Below are 17748 nucleotides of genomic sequence, written 5' to 3' on the forward strand. Positions count from 1 at the left end.
ATCACACAGATCGTTTTGCGCTTTGCGCCGGAGTGAAACGTCAGCAGGGAATGCGCGTTGACGTTCATTTCGTTGAGTGCACGGACTTACAGCGGATTCTTTGCTGCGCCCGGAACGACAACGCGAAGCTGCGCGACCCGCCGGGATGGCCTTTCACGAACCGCCTAGCAGACTGTTGAAATTCGACCGCAACGAGTGACGCGATCATGTTTTTCGAGCCATTGCGATGCGCTCTCGGCCGATTGACCGAATCGAGCCTTCGGATCAGCGCGAGACGCCGCTTTAGCACTGCTTTGCGCACTCATCGCATAGCCCCTTGCGGCACCGCGCTCAGCATTCGAGCCGTTCGCACGAGTTGGATGCCGTCATTGTGAGCTTGAAGTGCTGATCGACCCGCCGAATGCCCCGGTAGACGGTCTGGCGGATGCGCCCCACCGTCTTGCCCCAGCCGAAGTGCTCCTCGATGCGCTTACGCTTGATCTGGCTCGGCGCATAGCCCTCGTGCCGCATCGTCCGGCCGTCGATGGCGCTGCCGCCGATCCGGGTGTCGTTGCTCGCCACGTGCGGGGTGACGCCACGGCCACGGCAAGCAGTGACGAAGTCGCGCGTGTCGTAGGCGCGGTCGGCGCCCACCGTTCTGGGTTTCGACGAAGGCTTCGCATCGAGCATCGCAAGCGCCGCCGCGCGCTCGCCGAATCCATCAGCGTGCGTGACCACAGCACCCACCACGAGCCCCGAGCGGTTCTCCATCGGCACGTGGCCCTGGTAGGCCAGGATCGCTGCCGTGTTGTGGCTCTTGCGGAACTGCCGCGCATCCGCATCCGTCGTGCTCCTGTGCGTCTCATTGCCGCGCCGCTTGCCCTTCTGTGTCGGCCTGTGCGTTGCGCCCCGGTCTGCTGGGGGTCTGGTCGTCACTGCCGTCCTTCGGCTTGAAGCTCTTGTGACTCGTCCACGCCTGGATCAGCGTGCCATCGACCGAGAAGTGCTCCTTCGAGAGCAGTCCGGCGGCGTCGGCCAACGTCATGACTTCGGTGAAGAAGGCTTCGACCACTTCATGCTCGAGCAGTCGGTCGCGGTTCTTGGAAAACACCCAGTGATCCCACACCGGATCGTCGATCGCCAGCCCCACAAACCAGCGAAACAGCAGATTGTAGCGAATCTGCTCCATCAACTGGCGTTCGCTCCTGACCGAGTAGAACACCTGCAGCAGGAGCGCGCGCATCAGCTTCTCGGGGGCGATCGAGGCGCGCCCAGTGTCGGCGTAGAGCGCATTGAACAGACCATTGAGTCGGGCAAGGCTCTGGTTGACCAGCGATTGGATCGAGCGAAGCGGGTGGTCCGAGGGGACGAAGTCTTCGAGCTTCGAGAACGTGAACAGCGCCTCTTGCATCCCATCGGTTCCGCGCATCCTCCAACCTCACAGGAGCTAAATCATGACGAGATTATCGCTTGCGGCGGCGCGCGGAGATACAGTTTGTGCAGGGGAATTTCAACAGCCTGTTAAGCCGCTGGTCTTGCGTGTATGGGTACGATGTCAGCGCCCTTGGCCAGCGCGTCTAAATGGTCGGCCCATGCCTGCATCATCTGCCGACGCTCACCCAGATACTGTGCGCGGTTATAGCTTTTGCGCGAGATGTCGCGTTCTGCGTGCGCCAGTTGCCGCTCGATAATGTCCGGCCTGAATCCCATTTCGTTCAGCATCGTTGACGCCGTTGCCCGGAAACCATGTGCCGAGAATCCGATCGTGTCTTTACCGTTGAAACTCATCCGCTCCAGTGCGCGGTTCAACGTCGTGTTTGTCATGCATGTGGCGGGCCGGCGGTAATTCGGAAACAACCAACGTTGCCCTCCGGTGAGGGTATGGAGCTCCCGAAGCAATCCGAGTGCCTCCGTGCTCAGCGGCACAATATGCTCGTCGCCCATCTTCATGCGCTCCGCAGGGATGCGCCACTCGGCGCGATCGAGATCGAACTCCGCCCACTCGGCGGCGCGTAACTCCCCCGGCCGTACAAACGTCAGCAGCAGCAGCTTCAGCGCGATGGTCGTAGTGCGGAACGCCTGTGTGTTGTCCAACGTCTTCAGAAAGCGCGGAATGTCGGCGCGGGAGAGCGGCTTGTGATGCTGTACCTTGGGCTTGCTGAGTGCGCCCTTAAGGGCAGCCACTGGGTCGGCTTCGGCGCGCAAGGTGGCAACCGCGTAACGAAATACCGCCGAACACCATTGCCGGAGCAGGGCGGCGACGCTAGGCGCGCGCTTTTCCACTCTCTGAAGGATTTCCAGCATTTTGGCAGCGTTGACCTGCCGAATCGGCAGCGAGCCGGCGTATGGGTACACATCGGCCTGCATGAACGATTCGACCTGGCGCAAATAATAGGCAGACCAGTTGCCCCGCTGCTGAGCGATCCATTCTCGTGAGATTGCTTCGAAAGTATTGGCGTTCTCGCTGACTCGCGCTGCCTGCTGGGCTTGCCGATTGTGGGATGGGTGTATGCCCTGCTTAACGAGCGCCCTCGCCCTATCGCGCTCTGTACGGGCTTCCATCAATGTCAGGCATGCACCAGCCATGCGCTTGCTGGCTTGTACTTTCGTTTCGCCAGCCTTGGCCTGAGTATATTCGCCGAGCGCGAAGACGTTCTCCTTGCCGCCGATACGGTACCGGTACCGCCAGAGCTTAGAGCCGCTTGGTCTGACTTCAAGGTAAAGGCCGCCCGCGTCTGTCAGCTTGCGGGAAGAAGCGCCGGGCTTGGCGGTGCGGATGCGGGTATCAGTTAGCGGCATTTGCGCGGGTACGTCGTTTTTATACCCTCAACGATACCCGCTATTCTGCTGGATTACAATAGATCGCTTTGGACGTTCTAGTTATGAACTGACGTTTTTACGAGGAGTAAAGGCGAGGGTATCAGACAACCGGGGATGCTATGGGACGCCGATGCTAGTTGTCGATCATCAGCAGCATGATTTCCTCACGCGTCGTCGAGACCAGCGGCGGCGCGCTCCGCTGCCTGCAGTACCGCGCGCGCTTTATTCTGCGTTTCCAGCCATTCATGTTCGGGGATCGAATCGGCGACGATGCCGGCGGCGGCCTGAGCGTTCAGCACCCCATCCTTGATCACGGCAGTGCGTATCGCGATCGCCAGATCCATATTCCCGTTGAAGCCCAGGTAACCGACGGCGCCAGCGTAAATGCCGCGTTTCGATGGCTCGAGTTCGGCGATGATTTCCATGGCGCGGACTTTCGGCGTGCCGGTCACAGTGCCGGCCGGAAAGGTCGCGCGCAGCAAGCCCAGCGGCGTGATGCCGGATTTGATCCGCCCTTCGACATTCGACACGATATGCATGACGTGCGAGTAGCGTTCGACAGTCATGTTTTCGGTGACCTTGACGCTGCCTGTCACGGCGACGCGGCCGACATCGTTGCGGCCCAGATCGATCAGCATCAGGTGCTCGGCACGCTCCTTCGGGTCGGCTAGCAGCTCCTGTTCGAGCGCGCGATCTTCTTCCGGCGTTTTGCCGCGGCGCCGGGTGCCGGCAATCGGACGCAAGGTGATTTTGTCGCGCTCCTGCCGGACCAGGATTTCGGGCGACGCGCCGACGACGTGATACTTGCCGAAGTCGAAGTAATACATATAAGGCGACGGGTTCAGCCCGCGCAACGCGCGATACAGATTGATCGGCGGCGCAGCGAACGGCACGGTGATGCGCTGCGAAATCTGCACCTGCATGATATCGCCGTCGACAATGTACCGTTTGGAACGCGCGACGGCGTCGAGAAAAGCGGCCTTGCCTATTTCGGAAACAGCTTCGCCGAGCGGCTCACGCGGCCCCGCCGCCGGCAACCGCACAGGTTCGCGCAAGCACGCGGTCAATTGATCGAGCCGTTGTTGCGCGGCCTCGTAGGCGCCGGAAGCGGCGGGATCGGCGTAGGCAATCAGATAGAGTTTGCCGCTCAGATTATCGACGACGGCCAATTCATCCGACAGCATCAGGACGATATCCGGCGTCGCCAGCGCATCGGCCTTGGCAGCGGCTTTCGTGATGTTCGCGAGCCGGGCTTCGATATAGCGCACGCAGTCGTAGCCGAAGTAGCCGACCAGGCCGCCGACGAACCGCAAGTCGTGCGCGACCGGCGCCGCCTTGTAGCGCGCCTGAAATGTCTCGATAAAACCGAGCGGATCCGCGGTTTCGATTTGCTCGGTCATCGTGTCGCCGGTTTCAACCCGCACAGTCTCCGCGGTAACGCTCAATCTGACCTTAGCCGGCAGACCGACGATCGAATAGCGGCCGAAACGCTCGCCTCCGACCACGGATTCGAGCAAATACGAGTAAGGCTGATTCGCCAGCTTCAGGTAAACCGACAGCGGCGTATCGAGATCGGCAAACGTCACCCGCACCAGCGGAATGCGATTGAAGCCTTGCGCGGCGAGACGTTTGAATTCCGCTTCGCTCATGTCCGCGGGCAGCGGATCATGCTGCCTTGACGATCAACGGCAGCGCATCCGTGAGACTTGCGATGACTGCATCGGGCGCCAGCGCGCGGACATCATTGCCCCCGTTGTAGCCGTACGGAACGCAGAAAACCGGACAGCCCGCGGCGCGCGCGGCCAGCGTGTCGTTGGCGGAATCGCCGATCAGCAGAAAGTTGTTTGCCGGGACGCCGAGCTTTTCACACGAGTACTGCAAAGGCATGGGATCGGGTTTTTTGCGCGGCAAGGTATCGCCGCTGACGACAAACTCGAAGAACGGCAAAAGGCCGGTATCTCGCAACAGCGGCACCGAAAACGTGCTCGCCTTGTTCGTCAGACAGGTGAGCCGAAAGCCCTGCGCATGCATTGCGCGCAGGCCTTCGACCACTCCCGGATAAGGTTGCGTCGTCAAACTCAGCGCCTGCGCGTAATGCTTCTCGAATACCGGCAGCGCGCGCAGAAACAGTTCGTCGTCCGGCTCGCTTTCCATGCCGCCGGTCAAGGTGCGTTTGACGAAGCGGACGATGCCGTTGCCGACATAATCCTTGATGATCTCGACAGCGATGGGCGGACGGCCGATTTCCTTCAGCATGCGATTGGCGGCAACCGCAAGATCTGGAGCGGTCTCGAGCAAAGTACCGTCGAGATCGATCGAAATGGCGAGGATCGGCAGCGGAAAGCGCGCGCGCGCCGGCAGCGGTTGCGTCAAAGGCAGCGTTTGCGTCATGGGCATCGGAAAGGAAAGTGCGGAAGAAGCGGGGGAGGAGGCAAGTTAGCCGGCGACGCGGCTTAATTCACCGCGCATCGCGCTGATCGCCGCCGCGTAGTTTTTCGTGCCGTAAATCGCCGAGCCGGCAACGAAAGTATCGGCGCCGGCGCGCGCAATATCGGCGATGTTTTCGATTTTGACGCCGCCATCCACCTCCAGCCAGATGTCGCGCCCGCTGGCGGCGATACGCTCGCGCACGGCGCGCAGCTTTGCCAGCGATTGCGGAATGAATTGCTGGCCGCCGAAGCCGGGGTTTACCGACATGATCAATATCAGATCGAGCTTGTCGAGGACGTGGTCGAGAATGTAGAGCGGGGTCGCGGGATTGAACACGAGCCCCGCCTTGCAGCCGTTTTCCTTAATCAGCGCCAGTGTCCGATCGATGTGTTCGCTCGCTTCCGGATGAAACGAAATGATGTTGGCGCCGGCGCGTGCGAAATCAGGGATGATGCGATCGACCGGTTTCACCATCAGATGCACGTCGATCGGCGCATCTGTCAGCGGCCGAACCGCCGCGCAGACCAGCGGACCTATGGTCAGGTTCGGCACGTAATGATTGTCCATCACGTCGAAATGAATGATGTCGGCGCCGGCAGCGATCACATCGGTCACCTCCGCGCCCAGCCGGGCAAAATTCGCGGATAGAATGCTCGGCGCGATTCGATACATAGACAGCTCGCAGGGCAAATCGGGAAGCCGGCATTCTAGCGTATTTGCGCCGGACTAAGCTCGTGAACCTGGACCGAAGAGATCAACGATGCGCGCGCAGACTTGTCATGCCAAAAAAAATAGTGTGCAATACCCCATGCCTGCCGAATCGAAACAAAGCGAAGCAAAATACGACATTACCGTTGCTACGCGCACCAACTATGTCGCCGAGCAGTCCGACGTCGAGAACGGGCGGTATGTGTTCACCTATACGATTACGATCACCAATACCGGGACGGTCGGCGCGCAGTTGATCAGCCGCCACTGGATCATCACCGATGCCGCGAACCAGGTTCAGCAGGTTCGCGGTCTGGGCGTGGTCGGTGAACAACCGTATCTGAATCCCGCCGAGAGTTTCGAATATACCAGCGGCACCGCGATCGCAACGCCGGTCGGAACCATGCGCGGCAGTTATCAGATGGTCGCCGAGGACGGCAAGAGCTTCGATGCGCCGATTCCCGAATTTACGCTCAATATGCCCCGCGTGCTGCATTAAGCGGGCCGAGAGCATGAACGGGCGTTGCGGGCATGTCGCTTGAATCGAGCTACACGCTGCTAGCCCCGATGTACGATTTCGTCATCGAACGTCCGTTTCGGAAAATCCGCGCCGATAGTCTCAGTCGCCTGCCGGCAGAGCCTTCGACTGTTCTGGTCAATGGCATCGGCACCGGGCTCGATCTGCCGCATCTGCCTACGCGCCATCGCTATATCGGACTCGATCTGACCGCGGCCATGCTGAAGCGCGCCCGGCCGCGCACGCGAGGTATCGCCATGAATCTCGTTCAAGGTACCAGCCTCGCGCTGCCGTTTGCGGATGACGCCTTCGACCATGCTGTCCTGCATTTGATCCTCGCCATTGTGCCCGACCCGGCGGGCTGCCTGCGTGAAGCGGCGCGGGTCGTGAAGCCGAAAGGTTCGGTGCTTATCGTCGATAAATTTTTGCGTAAAGGCCAATGGGCGCCGCTGCGGCGCGCACTGAACCCGCTGGTTTCGCGTCTCGTAACTCGCGTCGATGTGGTTTTTGAACAGGTGCTGGCGAAGCAGCCGAATCTGCGTCTGGTCGATGATCGCCCGGTATTGTTCAACGGCTGGATCAGAAGCATCCGGCTCATCAAGAATGCATGATCTGCGTGCGACAGATTCATTCTTCCGCGTCTTTATCATCGCGAGGTTTTCGCGGCAAGGTCCACCAGACGATCAGAATCAGCAGCGCGAGTGCGACACCCGCTTCGAGCAGCAACCAAGTCATATCCAACTCCGCGAATGTTTCGATGCCGACTGTACTGAATAGGAACCGCCAAATCAAAAAACTCGCCGCCGCGGCTTTGACCGTGCTGATCGCCGCGTGTGCCGGGCGCGAGCCGCCATCCGCGCCGCCGGCCCCGACTGACGCCAAAGCGCCAGCCGAAACTGCGCAGCCGCCGGTTGCGCCGCCGATGCCCATGCTGCTGCCGGCTAGCTGGGATGCGATTCCGGATTGGCAGAGCAACGATCCAGTCCCGGCCTGGAACGCATTTCTCGCGAGTTGCGAAAAGCTCGGCGGCAAGCCGCTGTGGCAGCCGGTTTGCAGTCAGGCAGCCATGCTGAAAAGTGCGGCGCCCGCTGATCCAGCCACCTTGCGGAATTTCTTTCAGACCTACTTCACACCGCATGCCGTCCTTAACGCAGATGGCAGCGATGAAGGCCTTATCACCGGATACTACGAGCCCCTGTTGCAGGGCAGCAAAAAGAAAAGCACACGCTTTCGTTACCCCGTCTATGGCGTACCCGATGATTTGCTGACCATCGATCTGGCCGAGCTTTATCCTGAACTGAAGGGCATGCGCCTGCGCGGCCGCGTCGAAGGCAAACGCGTCGTGCCGTATCACAGCCGGGCCGCGATCGAGCAAAACGGCAGCTCGCTGGCCGCCCGTGAAATCGTCTGGGTCGATGACCCGGTCGAGTTGTTCTTCCTGCAAATCCAGGGCTCAGGGCGCGTCAAGCTCGAAGACGGCGAATTGCTCAAAATCGGTTACGCCGACCAGAATGGCTATCCGTACAGATCGATCGGCAAATTACTCGTCGAGCGCGGCGAGATGACGCTCGAGCAAGCGTCCATGCAAAGCATCAAGGCGTGGGCTAAACAAAATCCGGAAAAGCTTCCTGAGTTGTTGAACCAGAATGCGAGCTACGTCTTTTTCCGCGAATTACCGAACAACTTGTCGGGCCCGATCGGCTCGCTCGGCGTGCCGTTGACAGCCGGGCGCAGTCTGGCGATCGACCCGCGCGTGATCCCGCAAGGCGCGCCCATTTTTCTTGCGACGACCTGGCCCGATTCGAGTCGCGCGCTGAACCGGCTCATGGTAGCCCAGGATACCGGCGGCGCGATCCGTGGCGCCGTGCGCGCCGACCTGTTCTGGGGATTCGGCGATGCGGCCGGAGCGCTGGCCGGCAAAATGAAGCAGGCCGGCAAGCTGTGGGTGCTGCTGCCTAACTCGCCGGAAACCTGAGGCGCCGGGAAACCTGAGCCTCGGGCCGTCAACGGCGCCTGCTGGGTAATCGTTTATTTCGCCGCGTGCGCGGCGTCGAGCAATTTCTCTATCTGCTCCCCCGGAACAGCGCCTGGAACGCGCTGGCCATCGGCGAAGATCAAGGTCGGCGTGCCATTGATTTTGAGCTTCTGCCCGAACTGCGCGATCTCGGCCAGCGGTGTTTTGCACGTTTTATCGGCCGCGGGGGCGATTCCTCGCAGCATCAGATCGTCCCACGCTTTAACGCGGTCAGCCGAACACCAAACCGCCGCGGCTTTCTCGTCGGCATTCGGATGCAGGCTTTCGATCGGATACAAAAAAGTATAGATCGTCACGTCTTTGAGTTTGGCGAGGTCTTTCTCGACCTTCTTGCAATATGGGCAGTCGGGATCGGAAAAAACCGCCAACTTGCGTTTGCCGTTTCCCCTGACGTTCTTGATCGCAAGATCGAGCGGAAGCGCGTTGAACCTGACCGCTGACAGTTTTTGCTTGCGCTGCTCGGTCAGGTTGGCGAGGTTTTTCGTTTCGATGATGCTGCCGTCGAACAGATAGTTGAAGCCTTCGTCGGTATAGACCAACTGCCCTTCGATAACGACCTCGTAGAGCCCGAGATAGGGTGATTTCGTGACGCTTTCGACCTTGGCCTGCGGGAACTTGGCTTGCACTGCTTTTTTTAACGCGGCTTCATCGGCGCAGGCGAGGGATGAAAACAACAAAGGCAACAACATTGCTATCGCGGCGGCAAAACTTCTGATCAGCATAAATTTTCCAAGAGTAAGAGTTGGGTCTGAGTACTAACCAAGCGCATGCTGCACGAGGCGCTTTTTGAGCGGGTTCAACCGGTTGGTGGCGCTAAGTCCGGCATTGCGCAGGCGCGACAAGGCTTTACCCTCTTTGCTGAACAGTTTCTGCAGACCGTCCGTCGTCAGTTGCATCGCCAGGATGGCCTCCTTGCGCGCCCGCTCATAAGCGCGCAGCAGAAAGTAATCGCCGCAATCGGTTTGCGCGCCGCGATTGCGCAGCACGGCGGCGAGTTCGCGAGCATCCTGAAAACCGAGATTGACACCCTGTCCGGCAAGCGGATGCAGATTATGCGCGGCATCGCCGATCAACGCGACACGAGGCTTGACGAGCTGTCCGACGCGCTGCAGGCGCAGCGGAAACGCCCTCGGCGGCGACAGCACGTCCAGCTTGCCGAGGACACTTTGCGATGCCTGCTCCACTGCGTGACCGAATTCGTCTTCCGACGATTCGAGCAGACGATTGGCGTTATCGTTTCCGGTCGACCAGACCAGCGAAACCCGCTGTCCCGGCAAGGGCAGCAGCGCCAGCACGCCATCTTCGCGAAACCACTGGCGGGCGATACCGCCATGCGGCTTTGCGGTTGCGAAGTTCGCGACAACACCGCGCTGCGCATAATCGCGTGTTTCGACCGTGATACCGGCTTGTGCACGTACCCAGGAATCCGCTCCATCGGCGCCGACCACCAATTTGGCCTTGAGCGCCGCGCCGTCCTGCATCTGAATTTCCGCGGCGTCGGCTTGCCAGTGGACAGAGGCGCAAATCGCGGGCCGCAGCACGCGCAGGTTTGCCTGCGCCGCTATCCGCAGGCTGATCGCTCGCTCGATCTCGCGGCTTTCGGCGATGAACGCGAGTTCGGGCAGCCCGGACTGAAGGGCATTGAAATCGAGTTGCGCGCCCGCATCGTCGCCCCGGATCTGCATAGCGCTGACCGGCTGCAGCCGCGCCGGGTCGAGGTTCGACCAGATTCCGGATTGTTCTAGAAATGCCGCCGATCCCGGGCTGATTGCATAAATCCGGCTATCCCAATCCTGGCGCGCGGCGCCGTCAGGCTCAAAACTGCCGTCATGCTCAAATCTGGGTGACGCTTCGATCAGCGCCAGGCGCAAGCCGCTGTCGGCAAGCGCGAGCGCCAGGCTTCCGCCGATGAGACCGGCGCCGACTATTGCAACATCGCATGAACCTGCATCGTCATGGCTATCCGTGTTCATCGTTCAATATTCAGGGTTTACTATCGGTTGGAGCCTGTTATGTCGTCAGCGAATGAACGGGAAGGTATGAGCAGTAAGCACAATGGTTAGTTCGTCGATTGGTCGCGGTTTCGCCGCTAAAAGCGCCTTCTCTCGCACTGCTCTGTCACTGAAATCTTGACAACTCTCGAACCGCGACCGTAAGCTCTTAGCCCCTCGTGGCGAATTAGCTCAGTGGTTAGAGCAGTGGAATCATAATCCATTGGTCCGGGGTTCAAATCCCTGATTCGCCACCATTTCCGCCCTCGCTGCAGCGCAGTTTCATGGGGGGAGTGAATTCCGCGGTTGTTGAGTTCCGGCCGTGGGCCGTGCTATCGTGCCTTTATGCGCAAGCGTTTGCTTGTTTTTCTGATTTCCGGTTTTCTGGTTCATTCTACGGCGTTCGCCGACCGCGTCTTCCCCTCGGAAGCGAAGCGGGCGACCTTGTCCGGGCATCGCTATCCGAATATCAAGCTGGGCAGCACCGCGTACCGCCTCAGCCCGGGCGCCAAAATTTTCGATCAGCACAACCGCAGCATCCCTCCTACTTTTCTGCCGCAGTCCGCGCAGGTTTTGTATCAAACGGACATCCGCGGCGATCTCTCCATGCTCTGGGTGTTGACGCCGAAAGAGCAGGCCGATCCAAAGCTGGACAGAAAGCAGAAACAATAAAGCCGTGGCCAGCAAAGTTTATATCAAGACTTTTGGCTGCCAGATGAACGAGTACGACTCGGCGAAAATGGCGGATCTGCTGCTTGCCGAGCGCGGCATCGAGCCTACCGATAACGTAGACGATGCCGATGTCATCCTGTTCAATACCTGTTCGGTGCGTGAGAAGGCGCAGGAGAAGGTGTTTCACGATCTTGGCCGGGTTCGCCATCTGAAGCAGTTGAAGCCGGCGCTAATCATCGGTGTCGGCGGTTGCGTCGCGAGCCAGGAGGGTGAGGCCATCGTGCAGCGCGCGCCTTATGTCGATCTCGTGTTCGGGCCGCAGACTTTGCACCGCCTGCCGCAAATGATCGATGCGCGCCGCTCGTCTGGCCGCGCGCAGGTCGACATTTCTTTCCCGGAGATCGAGAAGTTCGATGATCTGCCGCCTGCCCGCGTCGTTGGTCCGACGGCCTTCGTATCGATCATGGAAGGCTGCAGCAAATATTGCAGCTTCTGTGTCGTGCCCTACACGCGCGGCGAGGAATTCTCACGGCCGTTCGACGATGTATTGAGCGAGGTCTCCAGCCTCGCGAGTCGGGGAGTCAAGGAAGTCACGCTTCTCGGTCAAAACGTCAATGCGTATCGCGGCGCGATGAAATTCGGCGGTGCGATGGAATCCGGCGAAAGCGCCGATTTCGCGTTGTTGCTCGAAGCCATAGCGCAGATTCGCGGCGTAGAGCGGCTGCGCTATACGACCTCGCACCCGCGGGAGTTCACCCAGCGTCTGATCGATGCCTACGCGCGCATCCCCAAGCTCGTCAGCCAGTTGCACCTGCCTGTGCAGTCGGGTTCCGATCGCGTGCTGGCGGCCATGAAGCGCGGCTATACCGCGCTGGAATATAAATCGATTATCCGCAGGCTGCGCGCGCTGCGCCCGGACCTTTCGCTGTCGTCGGATTTCATCGTCGGCTTCCCGAACGAAACCGATGCCGATTTCGAAGCGACGCTGCAGCTCATCGAAGACGTTGGCTTCGATACCAGCTACAGTTTTCTGTATAGCCCGCGCCCCGGTACGCCGGCCGCGGATATGATTGACGACACGCCGCTTGCCGTAAAGCAGCGGCGGTTGGCGCGCTTGCAGGCTGTTATCAATGCGCAGGCACGCGTGCGCAGCGCCGCTATGGTCGGCACCAGCCAGCGCGTTCTGGTGGAAGGCCGATCCAGGAAGCGCGCCAGCGAACTGTGCGGCCGCACCGGCAACAACCGCATGGTCAACTTCGCCGGTTCGCCGCAGTTGATCGGTCGGTTTGTCGATGTGGTCATCAGCGAAGCTTTAGCGAATTCGCTGCGCGGCGAACGCCCTGTCGCAGCCCCCGTAGTCTCCGTACCACCCGTTTGCGCCTAGTCGCGCGCCCTGTCCGATTCCGATTTGGATTCCATCGAACTGTCTTTCACCCCGGTAGACAATCAGCGGCTGTCCAATTTGTGCGGCGTGCTGGATGAAAATCTGAAACAGATCGAAACCGCGCTCGACGTCGGAATTGCCCGGCGCGGGGAAAACTTCTCGGTCAGCGGCAAGCCGGATCAAGCGCGCGTCGCCGCTCAGGTACTGCAAAACTTTTACGACAAAGCGAAGCGCAATCTGTCGCTCGAGGACGTTCAGCTCGGCTTGATCGAGGCAGCCAACCCGGTCATGACGAGCGCGGCACTCGAAGTAGACAGCATGCCGGTTTTGATGACGCGCCGCCGCGATCTGCACGGGCGGACGCCGCGCCAGGTTGAATATCTGCGGCAAATCCAGCAGCACGACATCACATTCGGCATCGGACCGGCCGGGACCGGCAAGACCTATCTTGCCGTCGCCTCGGCGGTCGATGCGCTCGAGCGCGATCTGGTCAAACGCATCGTTCTCGTGCGGCCCGCGGTCGAAGCCGGTGAGCGGCTCGGATTTTTGCCCGGCGATCTGGCGCAGAAAGTCGATCCCTATCTGCGGCCGTTGTACGACGCTCTGTACGATCTGATGGGATTCGAGAAAGTGGCGAAACTGTTCGAGCGCAATGCCATCGAAATTGCGCCGCTTGCCTATATGCGCGGGCGCACCCTGAATCATTCGTTCATCATCCTCGATGAGGCGCAAAACACAACGCCAGAGCAGATGAAAATGTTTCTGACGCGAATCGGCTTCGGCGCGAAAGCCGTGATCACTGGCGACGTTACGCAAATCGACCTCGCGCGCGGCCAGAAAAGCGGCCTGATCGAGGCGCGCAGCGTACTGGCGACGGTGCGCGGCATCGCATTCACGGCGTTCCTTGCCGAAGACGTCGTCCGCCATCCGCTGGTGCAGCGCATCGTCAACGCCTATGAAAGTTTCGAAGCCCAGGCGAACGGTTTTCCGGGGATCGAGCGGCGAAAATGAAAGTAGAACCAGAGCCTGCGACTCTTATGGCGGCCCAGCCGAAGAACGCTGGGCTAGCCGCCTCCGCTGCCCATCGCCGTCCTGCCGCGCCCAAAGCCAGCCTCAGTCTGTCGCTGCAATATGCCGTTCCGCTAACCGGCTTGCCGACCCGCGCCGAGTTCAGGCGCTGGATCATGGCAGCGCTGGCGCACCGTGGTCCCCTTGATAAGGCCGAAATCACGGTGCGCATTGTCGATGAAACCGAGGGCAGGGCACTGAATCGCGATTTCCGCAGCCGTGATTACGCGACCAATGTGCTGACCTTTGTTTATTCCGCACAGACGCAGCTCTGTGGGGATATCGCGCTGTGCGCAGCGGTGGTTGCGCGCGAAGCGCATGAACGCGAGATCGCGCTGCACGCGCATTACGCGCATCTCGCCGTGCACGGCGCGCTGCACTTGCAGGGCTACGATCACGAAGTGGACAGCGACGCCGAAATCATGGAAGCGCTGGAGACGGCGACGCTGGCGAAACTCGGCTTCCCCGATCCGTACGCCGGCGACAAGCCGGGCGAGGTAAAACTGTGATGCGGGTCGATGAGCGCGCCAAGCCCAACTGGCTGGAACGCCTTGGCGCCTTGCTGCTGCGGGAGCCGGAAGATCGTGAGCAACTGATCGAGCTCCTGCACTCAGCGTTCGAGCGCGATTTGCTCGACGCCGAAGCGCTGTCGATGATAGAAGGCGTATTGCAGGTTGCGGAATTGCAGGCGCGCGACATCATGGTGCCGCGCGGCCAGATGGGCGTGATCGACGTCAACGACGAGCCCGAGCAATTCATGCCGATGGTCATCGCCACCGCGCACTCGCGTTTTCCGGTCATCGATGACAGCAAGGACAACGTAATCGGCATTCTGCTGGCGAAGGATCTGCTGCGTTTTTACGCCGGCACGGAATTCAAAATCCGCGAACTGCTGCGCCCGGCGGTGTTCATCCCGGAAACCAAGCGGCTTAACATCCTGCTGAAAGATTTCCGCAGCAACCGCAACCACATGGCAATTGTCGTTGACGAGTACGGCGGTGTCGCGGGGCTCCTGACGATCGAGGACGTGCTCGAGGAAATCGTCGGCGAAATCGAAGACGAATACGATTTCGACGAAACCGAAGACAACATCGTGCAGGACAGAAACGGCCTGTTCCGGGTCAAGGCTTTGACGGAAATCGATGATTTCAATAAAGCGCTCGGCACCGGCTACAGCGACGAGGAATACGATACGGTCGGCGGCATGGTGTTGAACCACTTCGGCCGTCTGCCCGAGCGCGGCGAGGAAATCCGTTTCGACAATCTCAAATTCAAGGTGCTGCGCGCCGACAGCCGCCGCGTCCATTCGCTGCTCGTCGAAAAGCTCGCTCCCGAAATCGACGTTTGATCGTCGGCGACGGCGCCATGCGCGGACGGTTGAACGACCGCTCGATCAGGTTTTTCCATCTTTTCCGATGTTCGAATGAAGGATGACGATAACATCGCGCGCGCGCGGCCTCCCGGAATGCGCCGGTCCGCATTGGCGTCGCCGACGCCGCTGATAGCTTCCAGCTTGCTCGGCGCGGCAACCGTGTTCGGCTTCGCGCCGTTTTACCTTTTTCCGTTGCCGGTCATTACACTGGCTTTGTTGCTCGGGCTGTGGCGCAATGCGGAATCGCCGCGAAGCGCCGCGGCATTGGGTTTCGCTTTCGGGCTCGGGTTTTTCGGCACTGGCGTCAGCTGGATTTATATTAGTCTGCACGATTTCGGCGGAATGCCGGCCGCGATCGCCGGGATCGGTACGGCGTTGTTGTGCGCCTACATGTCGCTGTTTCCAGCGGCCACCGGATTTCTGCAAGCGAAGTTGGCGTCATCGAATGTCGTCCGCTTCGTGCTGGTAACGCCGGCATTGTGGGCGGGCGCCGATTGGCTGCGCAGCTATTTGTTCACCGGTTTTCCGTGGCTCACTCTCGGTTATTCGCAAGTGCCAGCGAGCCCGCTGGCAGGGTTTGCGCCGGTATTTGGCGTTTATGGTCTATCGATGTTGACTGCGATGAGCGCCGGCCTGCTCGCCTGGCTTTACGCGGAATTCATATCCCCCCGCGCTGGCGCGCCGACCCTCCTTCGACGAGCCCGGGGCGGGCCAGGGATTTGCGCCTTTTTCATCGTTGCTCTGTGGCCGATTGGTTACGCGCTCAAACAAATCGACTGGACGCAGCCGATCGGCGAACCGCTTGCCGTCAGCCTGTTGCAGGGAAATATTGCGCAGGAGCTGAAATGGCGCGAAGACCAGATCGACAACACGCTCAGAACCTATCTCGACCTGGTGCTGGCGAGCCGCGCGCGTCTGATCATTTTGCCGGAGGCGGCGCTGCCACTGCTGCGCGACCGGGTTCCCGAACAATACCTGGCGCGCTTCGCGCAACACGCCGACCAACTTGGCGGCGATATTCTGATCGGCCTGCCGGAGCTGGAAGGCATCGATTATTACAACAGCGTTTTCAGTTTCGGCGCCGCGCCGACGCAGGTTTACCGCAAGTCGCACCTGGTGCCGTTCGGTGAATTCATCCCGTCGGGTTTCGATTGGGTTTTACGCTGGCTGCAAATTCCGATGTCGAACTTTTCGCGCGGCGCCGAATATCAAAAGCCGCTTGCAGTCGCCGGTCAGAAGGTGGCGGTCGATATCTGTTATGAAGATGTCTTTGGCGAGGAGATCGTCCGTCCGCTGCCCGAAGCAACCTTGCTCGTGAACGTCAGCAACGACGCCTGGTTCGGCGATTCGCTCGCGATTATGCAACACCTGCAAATCGCACAAACGCGAGCGATCGAAACCGGCCGGGTCATGCTGCGCGCGACCAACACCGGCGCGACCGCGGCGATCGCGCCCGATGGTCAACTGATCGCCTTGGCGCCGCTATCCAAAAAAACCGCGCTGCATGTCGAGGTGCGGGGTTACGCCGGCGCGACGCCGTATGTGCGCTGGGGCAATTCCCTGGTGCTGGCGATGGTCGTGATCCTGCTCGCCATCAGCTTCGCGCCCGCCCGCGCGCTGCCGGCTGTCGGCCAAAAACAGTAAAATCAGTATTTTCGCGGATTCCTCATGCTGACCTTTCAGGCGCTGATTCTCACTCTGCAGGATTATTGGGCCACGCAGGGCTGCGCGCTCTTGCAGCCTTACGACATGGAAGTCGGCGCCGGCACCTCGCATACCGCGACTTTTTTGCGCGCGCTCGGCCCCGAACCCTGGCGCGCTGCTTATGTGCAGCCATCGCGGCGGCCCAAGGACGGGCGCTATGGCGACAATCCGAATCGGCTCCAGCACTACTATCAGTTCCAAGTCGTGCTGAAACCGGCGCCGCGCGACATTCTCGATCTCTACATCAATTCGCTGCGCGCGATCGGCATCGACACGACGAAAAATGACGTGCGCTTCGTCGAGGATGATTGGGAAAATCCGACCTTGGGCGCGTGGGGCCTCGGCTGGGAAGTCTGGCTGAACGGCATGGAAATCACGCAGTTCACGTATTTCCAGCAGGTAGGCGGGCTGAACTGCAAACCCATCCTCGGTGAAATCACCTACGGCCTCGAACGGCTGGCGATGTATTTGCAGGGCGTGGAAAGCGTTTACGATCTGGTCTGGACGAATTCGAACAATGGTGGCGGCAAGCGCGGCATCGAGCGCACGTTACGCTACCGGGACGTTTATCACCAAAACGAAGTCGAGCAATCAGCCTACAATTTTGAGCACTCGAATGCCGACTTGCAGTTCAGGCATTTCGCCGATTACGAGTCCGAGGCCTATCGCCTGATCGCCGCCAATCTGCCGCTGCCAGCTTACGAGATGGTGCTGAAAGCCGCGCACACGTTCAATCTGCTCGATGCGCGTGGCGCGATTTCGGTGACCGAGCGCGCGGCTTACATCGGCCGCATTCGGAATTTGGCCAGGCCCGTCGCGCAGGCTTATTACGAATCGCGCGAACGCTTGGGCTTTCCGATGCTGCCGAAAATCGAAACCGAAACAACGCTCGTCGGACAGCACGTATGACGGAACGCATAACGACGGCAACGCTGCTCGTCGAATTGTTGACCGAAGAACTGCCGCCGAAAGCGCTCAGGCAATTGGGCAGCGCTTTCGCGGAAGGTCTTGCGGCGGGGTTGAAGGAGCGCGGATTCCTGACCGATGATTCGGCGATCACACCTTATG

The 17748-nt window shown here is 60.2% G+C and carries 17 protein-coding genes, 1 tRNA gene and 1 pseudogene; 12 read left to right on the forward strand and 7 right to left on the reverse strand.

All coding sequences use genetic code 11. The features are described 5' to 3' along the window. Positions 1–330 precede the first annotated feature (330 nt). The 5 genes and pseudogenes from H0V78_11965 to rpe all read right to left on the reverse strand — a co-directional run bounded on the left by H0V78_11965 (position 331) and on the right by rpe (position 5901). Positions 331–1408: pseudogene (locus H0V78_11965) on the reverse strand (IS5 family transposase). A gap of 92 nt (positions 1409–1500) precedes the next feature. Next, positions 1501–2778 (reverse strand): tyrosine-type recombinase/integrase, encoded by a 1278-nt coding sequence (locus H0V78_11970; GenBank protein MBA2352457.1) that lies wholly within the window; start codon positions 2776–2778, stop codon positions 1501–1503. Between the two features lie 185 nt (positions 2779–2963). Beyond that, positions 2964–4448, reverse strand: coding sequence for an anthranilate synthase component I (locus tag H0V78_11975; protein ID MBA2352458.1), 1485 nt, complete (start codon positions 4446–4448; stop codon positions 2964–2966). A gap of 16 nt (positions 4449–4464) precedes the next feature. Continuing rightward, the gene (locus tag H0V78_11980) at positions 4465–5190 is read right to left on the reverse strand and encodes a phosphoglycolate phosphatase (GenBank protein ID MBA2352459.1); all 726 of its coding nucleotides are present in this window, start codon (positions 5188–5190) and stop codon (positions 4465–4467) included. A gap of 45 nt (positions 5191–5235) precedes the next feature. Beyond that, positions 5236–5901, reverse strand: a complete 666-nt coding sequence (gene rpe, locus H0V78_11985) for a ribulose-phosphate 3-epimerase (protein MBA2352460.1) — start codon at positions 5899–5901, stop codon at positions 5236–5238. A 136-nt stretch (positions 5902–6037) separates the two neighbouring features. On the opposite strand from rpe, the gene apaG reads away from it, so the two are divergent. From apaG to H0V78_12000, 3 genes are read left to right on the forward strand one after another with little or no spacing between them, the layout of a single operon-like run. Then, the gene (apaG, locus tag H0V78_11990; protein MBA2352461.1) at positions 6038–6436 is read left to right on the forward strand and encodes a Co2+/Mg2+ efflux protein ApaG; all 399 of its coding nucleotides are present in this window, start codon (positions 6038–6040) and stop codon (positions 6434–6436) included. 32 nt (positions 6437–6468) lie between these two features. Further along, positions 6469–7065 carry a class I SAM-dependent methyltransferase gene (locus H0V78_11995; GenBank protein ID MBA2352462.1) on the forward strand — a complete coding sequence of 199 codons (597 nt, stop codon included), beginning with the start codon at positions 6469–6471 and terminating at the stop codon, positions 7063–7065. Next, positions 7062–8429: an MltA domain-containing protein gene (locus H0V78_12000; protein MBA2352463.1), complete on the forward strand. Its 1368-nt coding sequence runs from the start codon at positions 7062–7064 to the stop codon at positions 8427–8429. Before H0V78_11995 ends, H0V78_12000 begins: the two co-directional genes overlap by 4 nt. A gap of 53 nt (positions 8430–8482) precedes the next feature. Here the strand turns inward: H0V78_12000 and H0V78_12005 are convergent, their stop codons facing one another. Together H0V78_12005 and H0V78_12010 are read right to left on the reverse strand one after the other, a co-directional pair. Then, positions 8483–9211 carry a DsbC family protein gene (locus tag H0V78_12005; protein ID MBA2352464.1) on the reverse strand — a complete coding sequence of 243 codons (729 nt, stop codon included), beginning with the start codon at positions 9209–9211 and terminating at the stop codon, positions 8483–8485. 33 nt (positions 9212–9244) lie between these two features. Then, positions 9245–10462, reverse strand: coding sequence for a UbiH/UbiF family hydroxylase (locus tag H0V78_12010; protein ID MBA2352465.1), 1218 nt, complete (start codon positions 10460–10462; stop codon positions 9245–9247). A 199-nt stretch (positions 10463–10661) separates the two neighbouring features. Between H0V78_12010 and H0V78_12015 the strand changes: the two genes are divergently transcribed. The 9 genes from H0V78_12015 to H0V78_12055 form a co-directional block, all read left to right on the forward strand. Next, positions 10662–10737 (forward strand) — tRNA-Met (locus H0V78_12015). An 88-nt stretch (positions 10738–10825) separates the two neighbouring features. Next, on the forward strand, positions 10826–11152 hold the full coding sequence (locus H0V78_12020) for a hypothetical protein (GenBank protein ID MBA2352466.1): 327 nt from the start codon (positions 10826–10828) through the stop codon (positions 11150–11152). A gap of 4 nt (positions 11153–11156) precedes the next feature. Next, complete coding sequence (gene miaB, locus H0V78_12025; GenBank protein ID MBA2352467.1) at positions 11157–12536, forward strand: tRNA (N6-isopentenyl adenosine(37)-C2)-methylthiotransferase MiaB; 1380 nt, start codon at positions 11157–11159, stop codon at positions 12534–12536. Positions 12537–12569: 33 nt separating this feature from the next. Beyond that, the gene (locus H0V78_12030) at positions 12570–13547 is read left to right on the forward strand and encodes a PhoH family protein (GenBank protein MBA2352468.1); all 978 of its coding nucleotides are present in this window, start codon (positions 12570–12572) and stop codon (positions 13545–13547) included. A gap of 26 nt (positions 13548–13573) precedes the next feature. Beyond that, on the forward strand, positions 13574–14113 hold the full coding sequence (gene ybeY / locus H0V78_12035; protein ID MBA2352469.1) for an rRNA maturation RNase YbeY: 540 nt from the start codon (positions 13574–13576) through the stop codon (positions 14111–14113). Then, on the forward strand, positions 14113–14952 hold the full coding sequence (locus H0V78_12040) for a CBS domain-containing protein (protein ID MBA2352470.1): 840 nt from the start codon (positions 14113–14115) through the stop codon (positions 14950–14952). Before ybeY ends, H0V78_12040 begins: the two co-directional genes overlap by 1 nt. Positions 14953–15069: 117 nt before the next feature. Further along, a complete protein-coding gene (lnt, locus tag H0V78_12045; protein MBA2352471.1) occupies positions 15070–16620 on the forward strand; it encodes an apolipoprotein N-acyltransferase in 1551 nt (516 codons plus the stop codon). A gap of 24 nt (positions 16621–16644) precedes the next feature. Continuing rightward, positions 16645–17589: a glycine--tRNA ligase subunit alpha gene (glyQ, locus tag H0V78_12050; GenBank protein MBA2352472.1), complete on the forward strand. Its 945-nt coding sequence runs from the start codon at positions 16645–16647 to the stop codon at positions 17587–17589. Beyond that, positions 17586–17748, forward strand: a 163-nt coding sequence (locus tag H0V78_12055; GenBank protein MBA2352473.1) for a hypothetical protein, incomplete at its 3' end; no start/stop codon positions are given. The genes glyQ and H0V78_12055, both read left to right, overlap by 4 nt.

This window comes from Burkholderiales bacterium, from assembly GCA_013695435.1.
In the GTDB taxonomy this organism is placed as follows: domain Bacteria; phylum Pseudomonadota; class Gammaproteobacteria; order Burkholderiales; family JACMKV01; genus JACMKV01.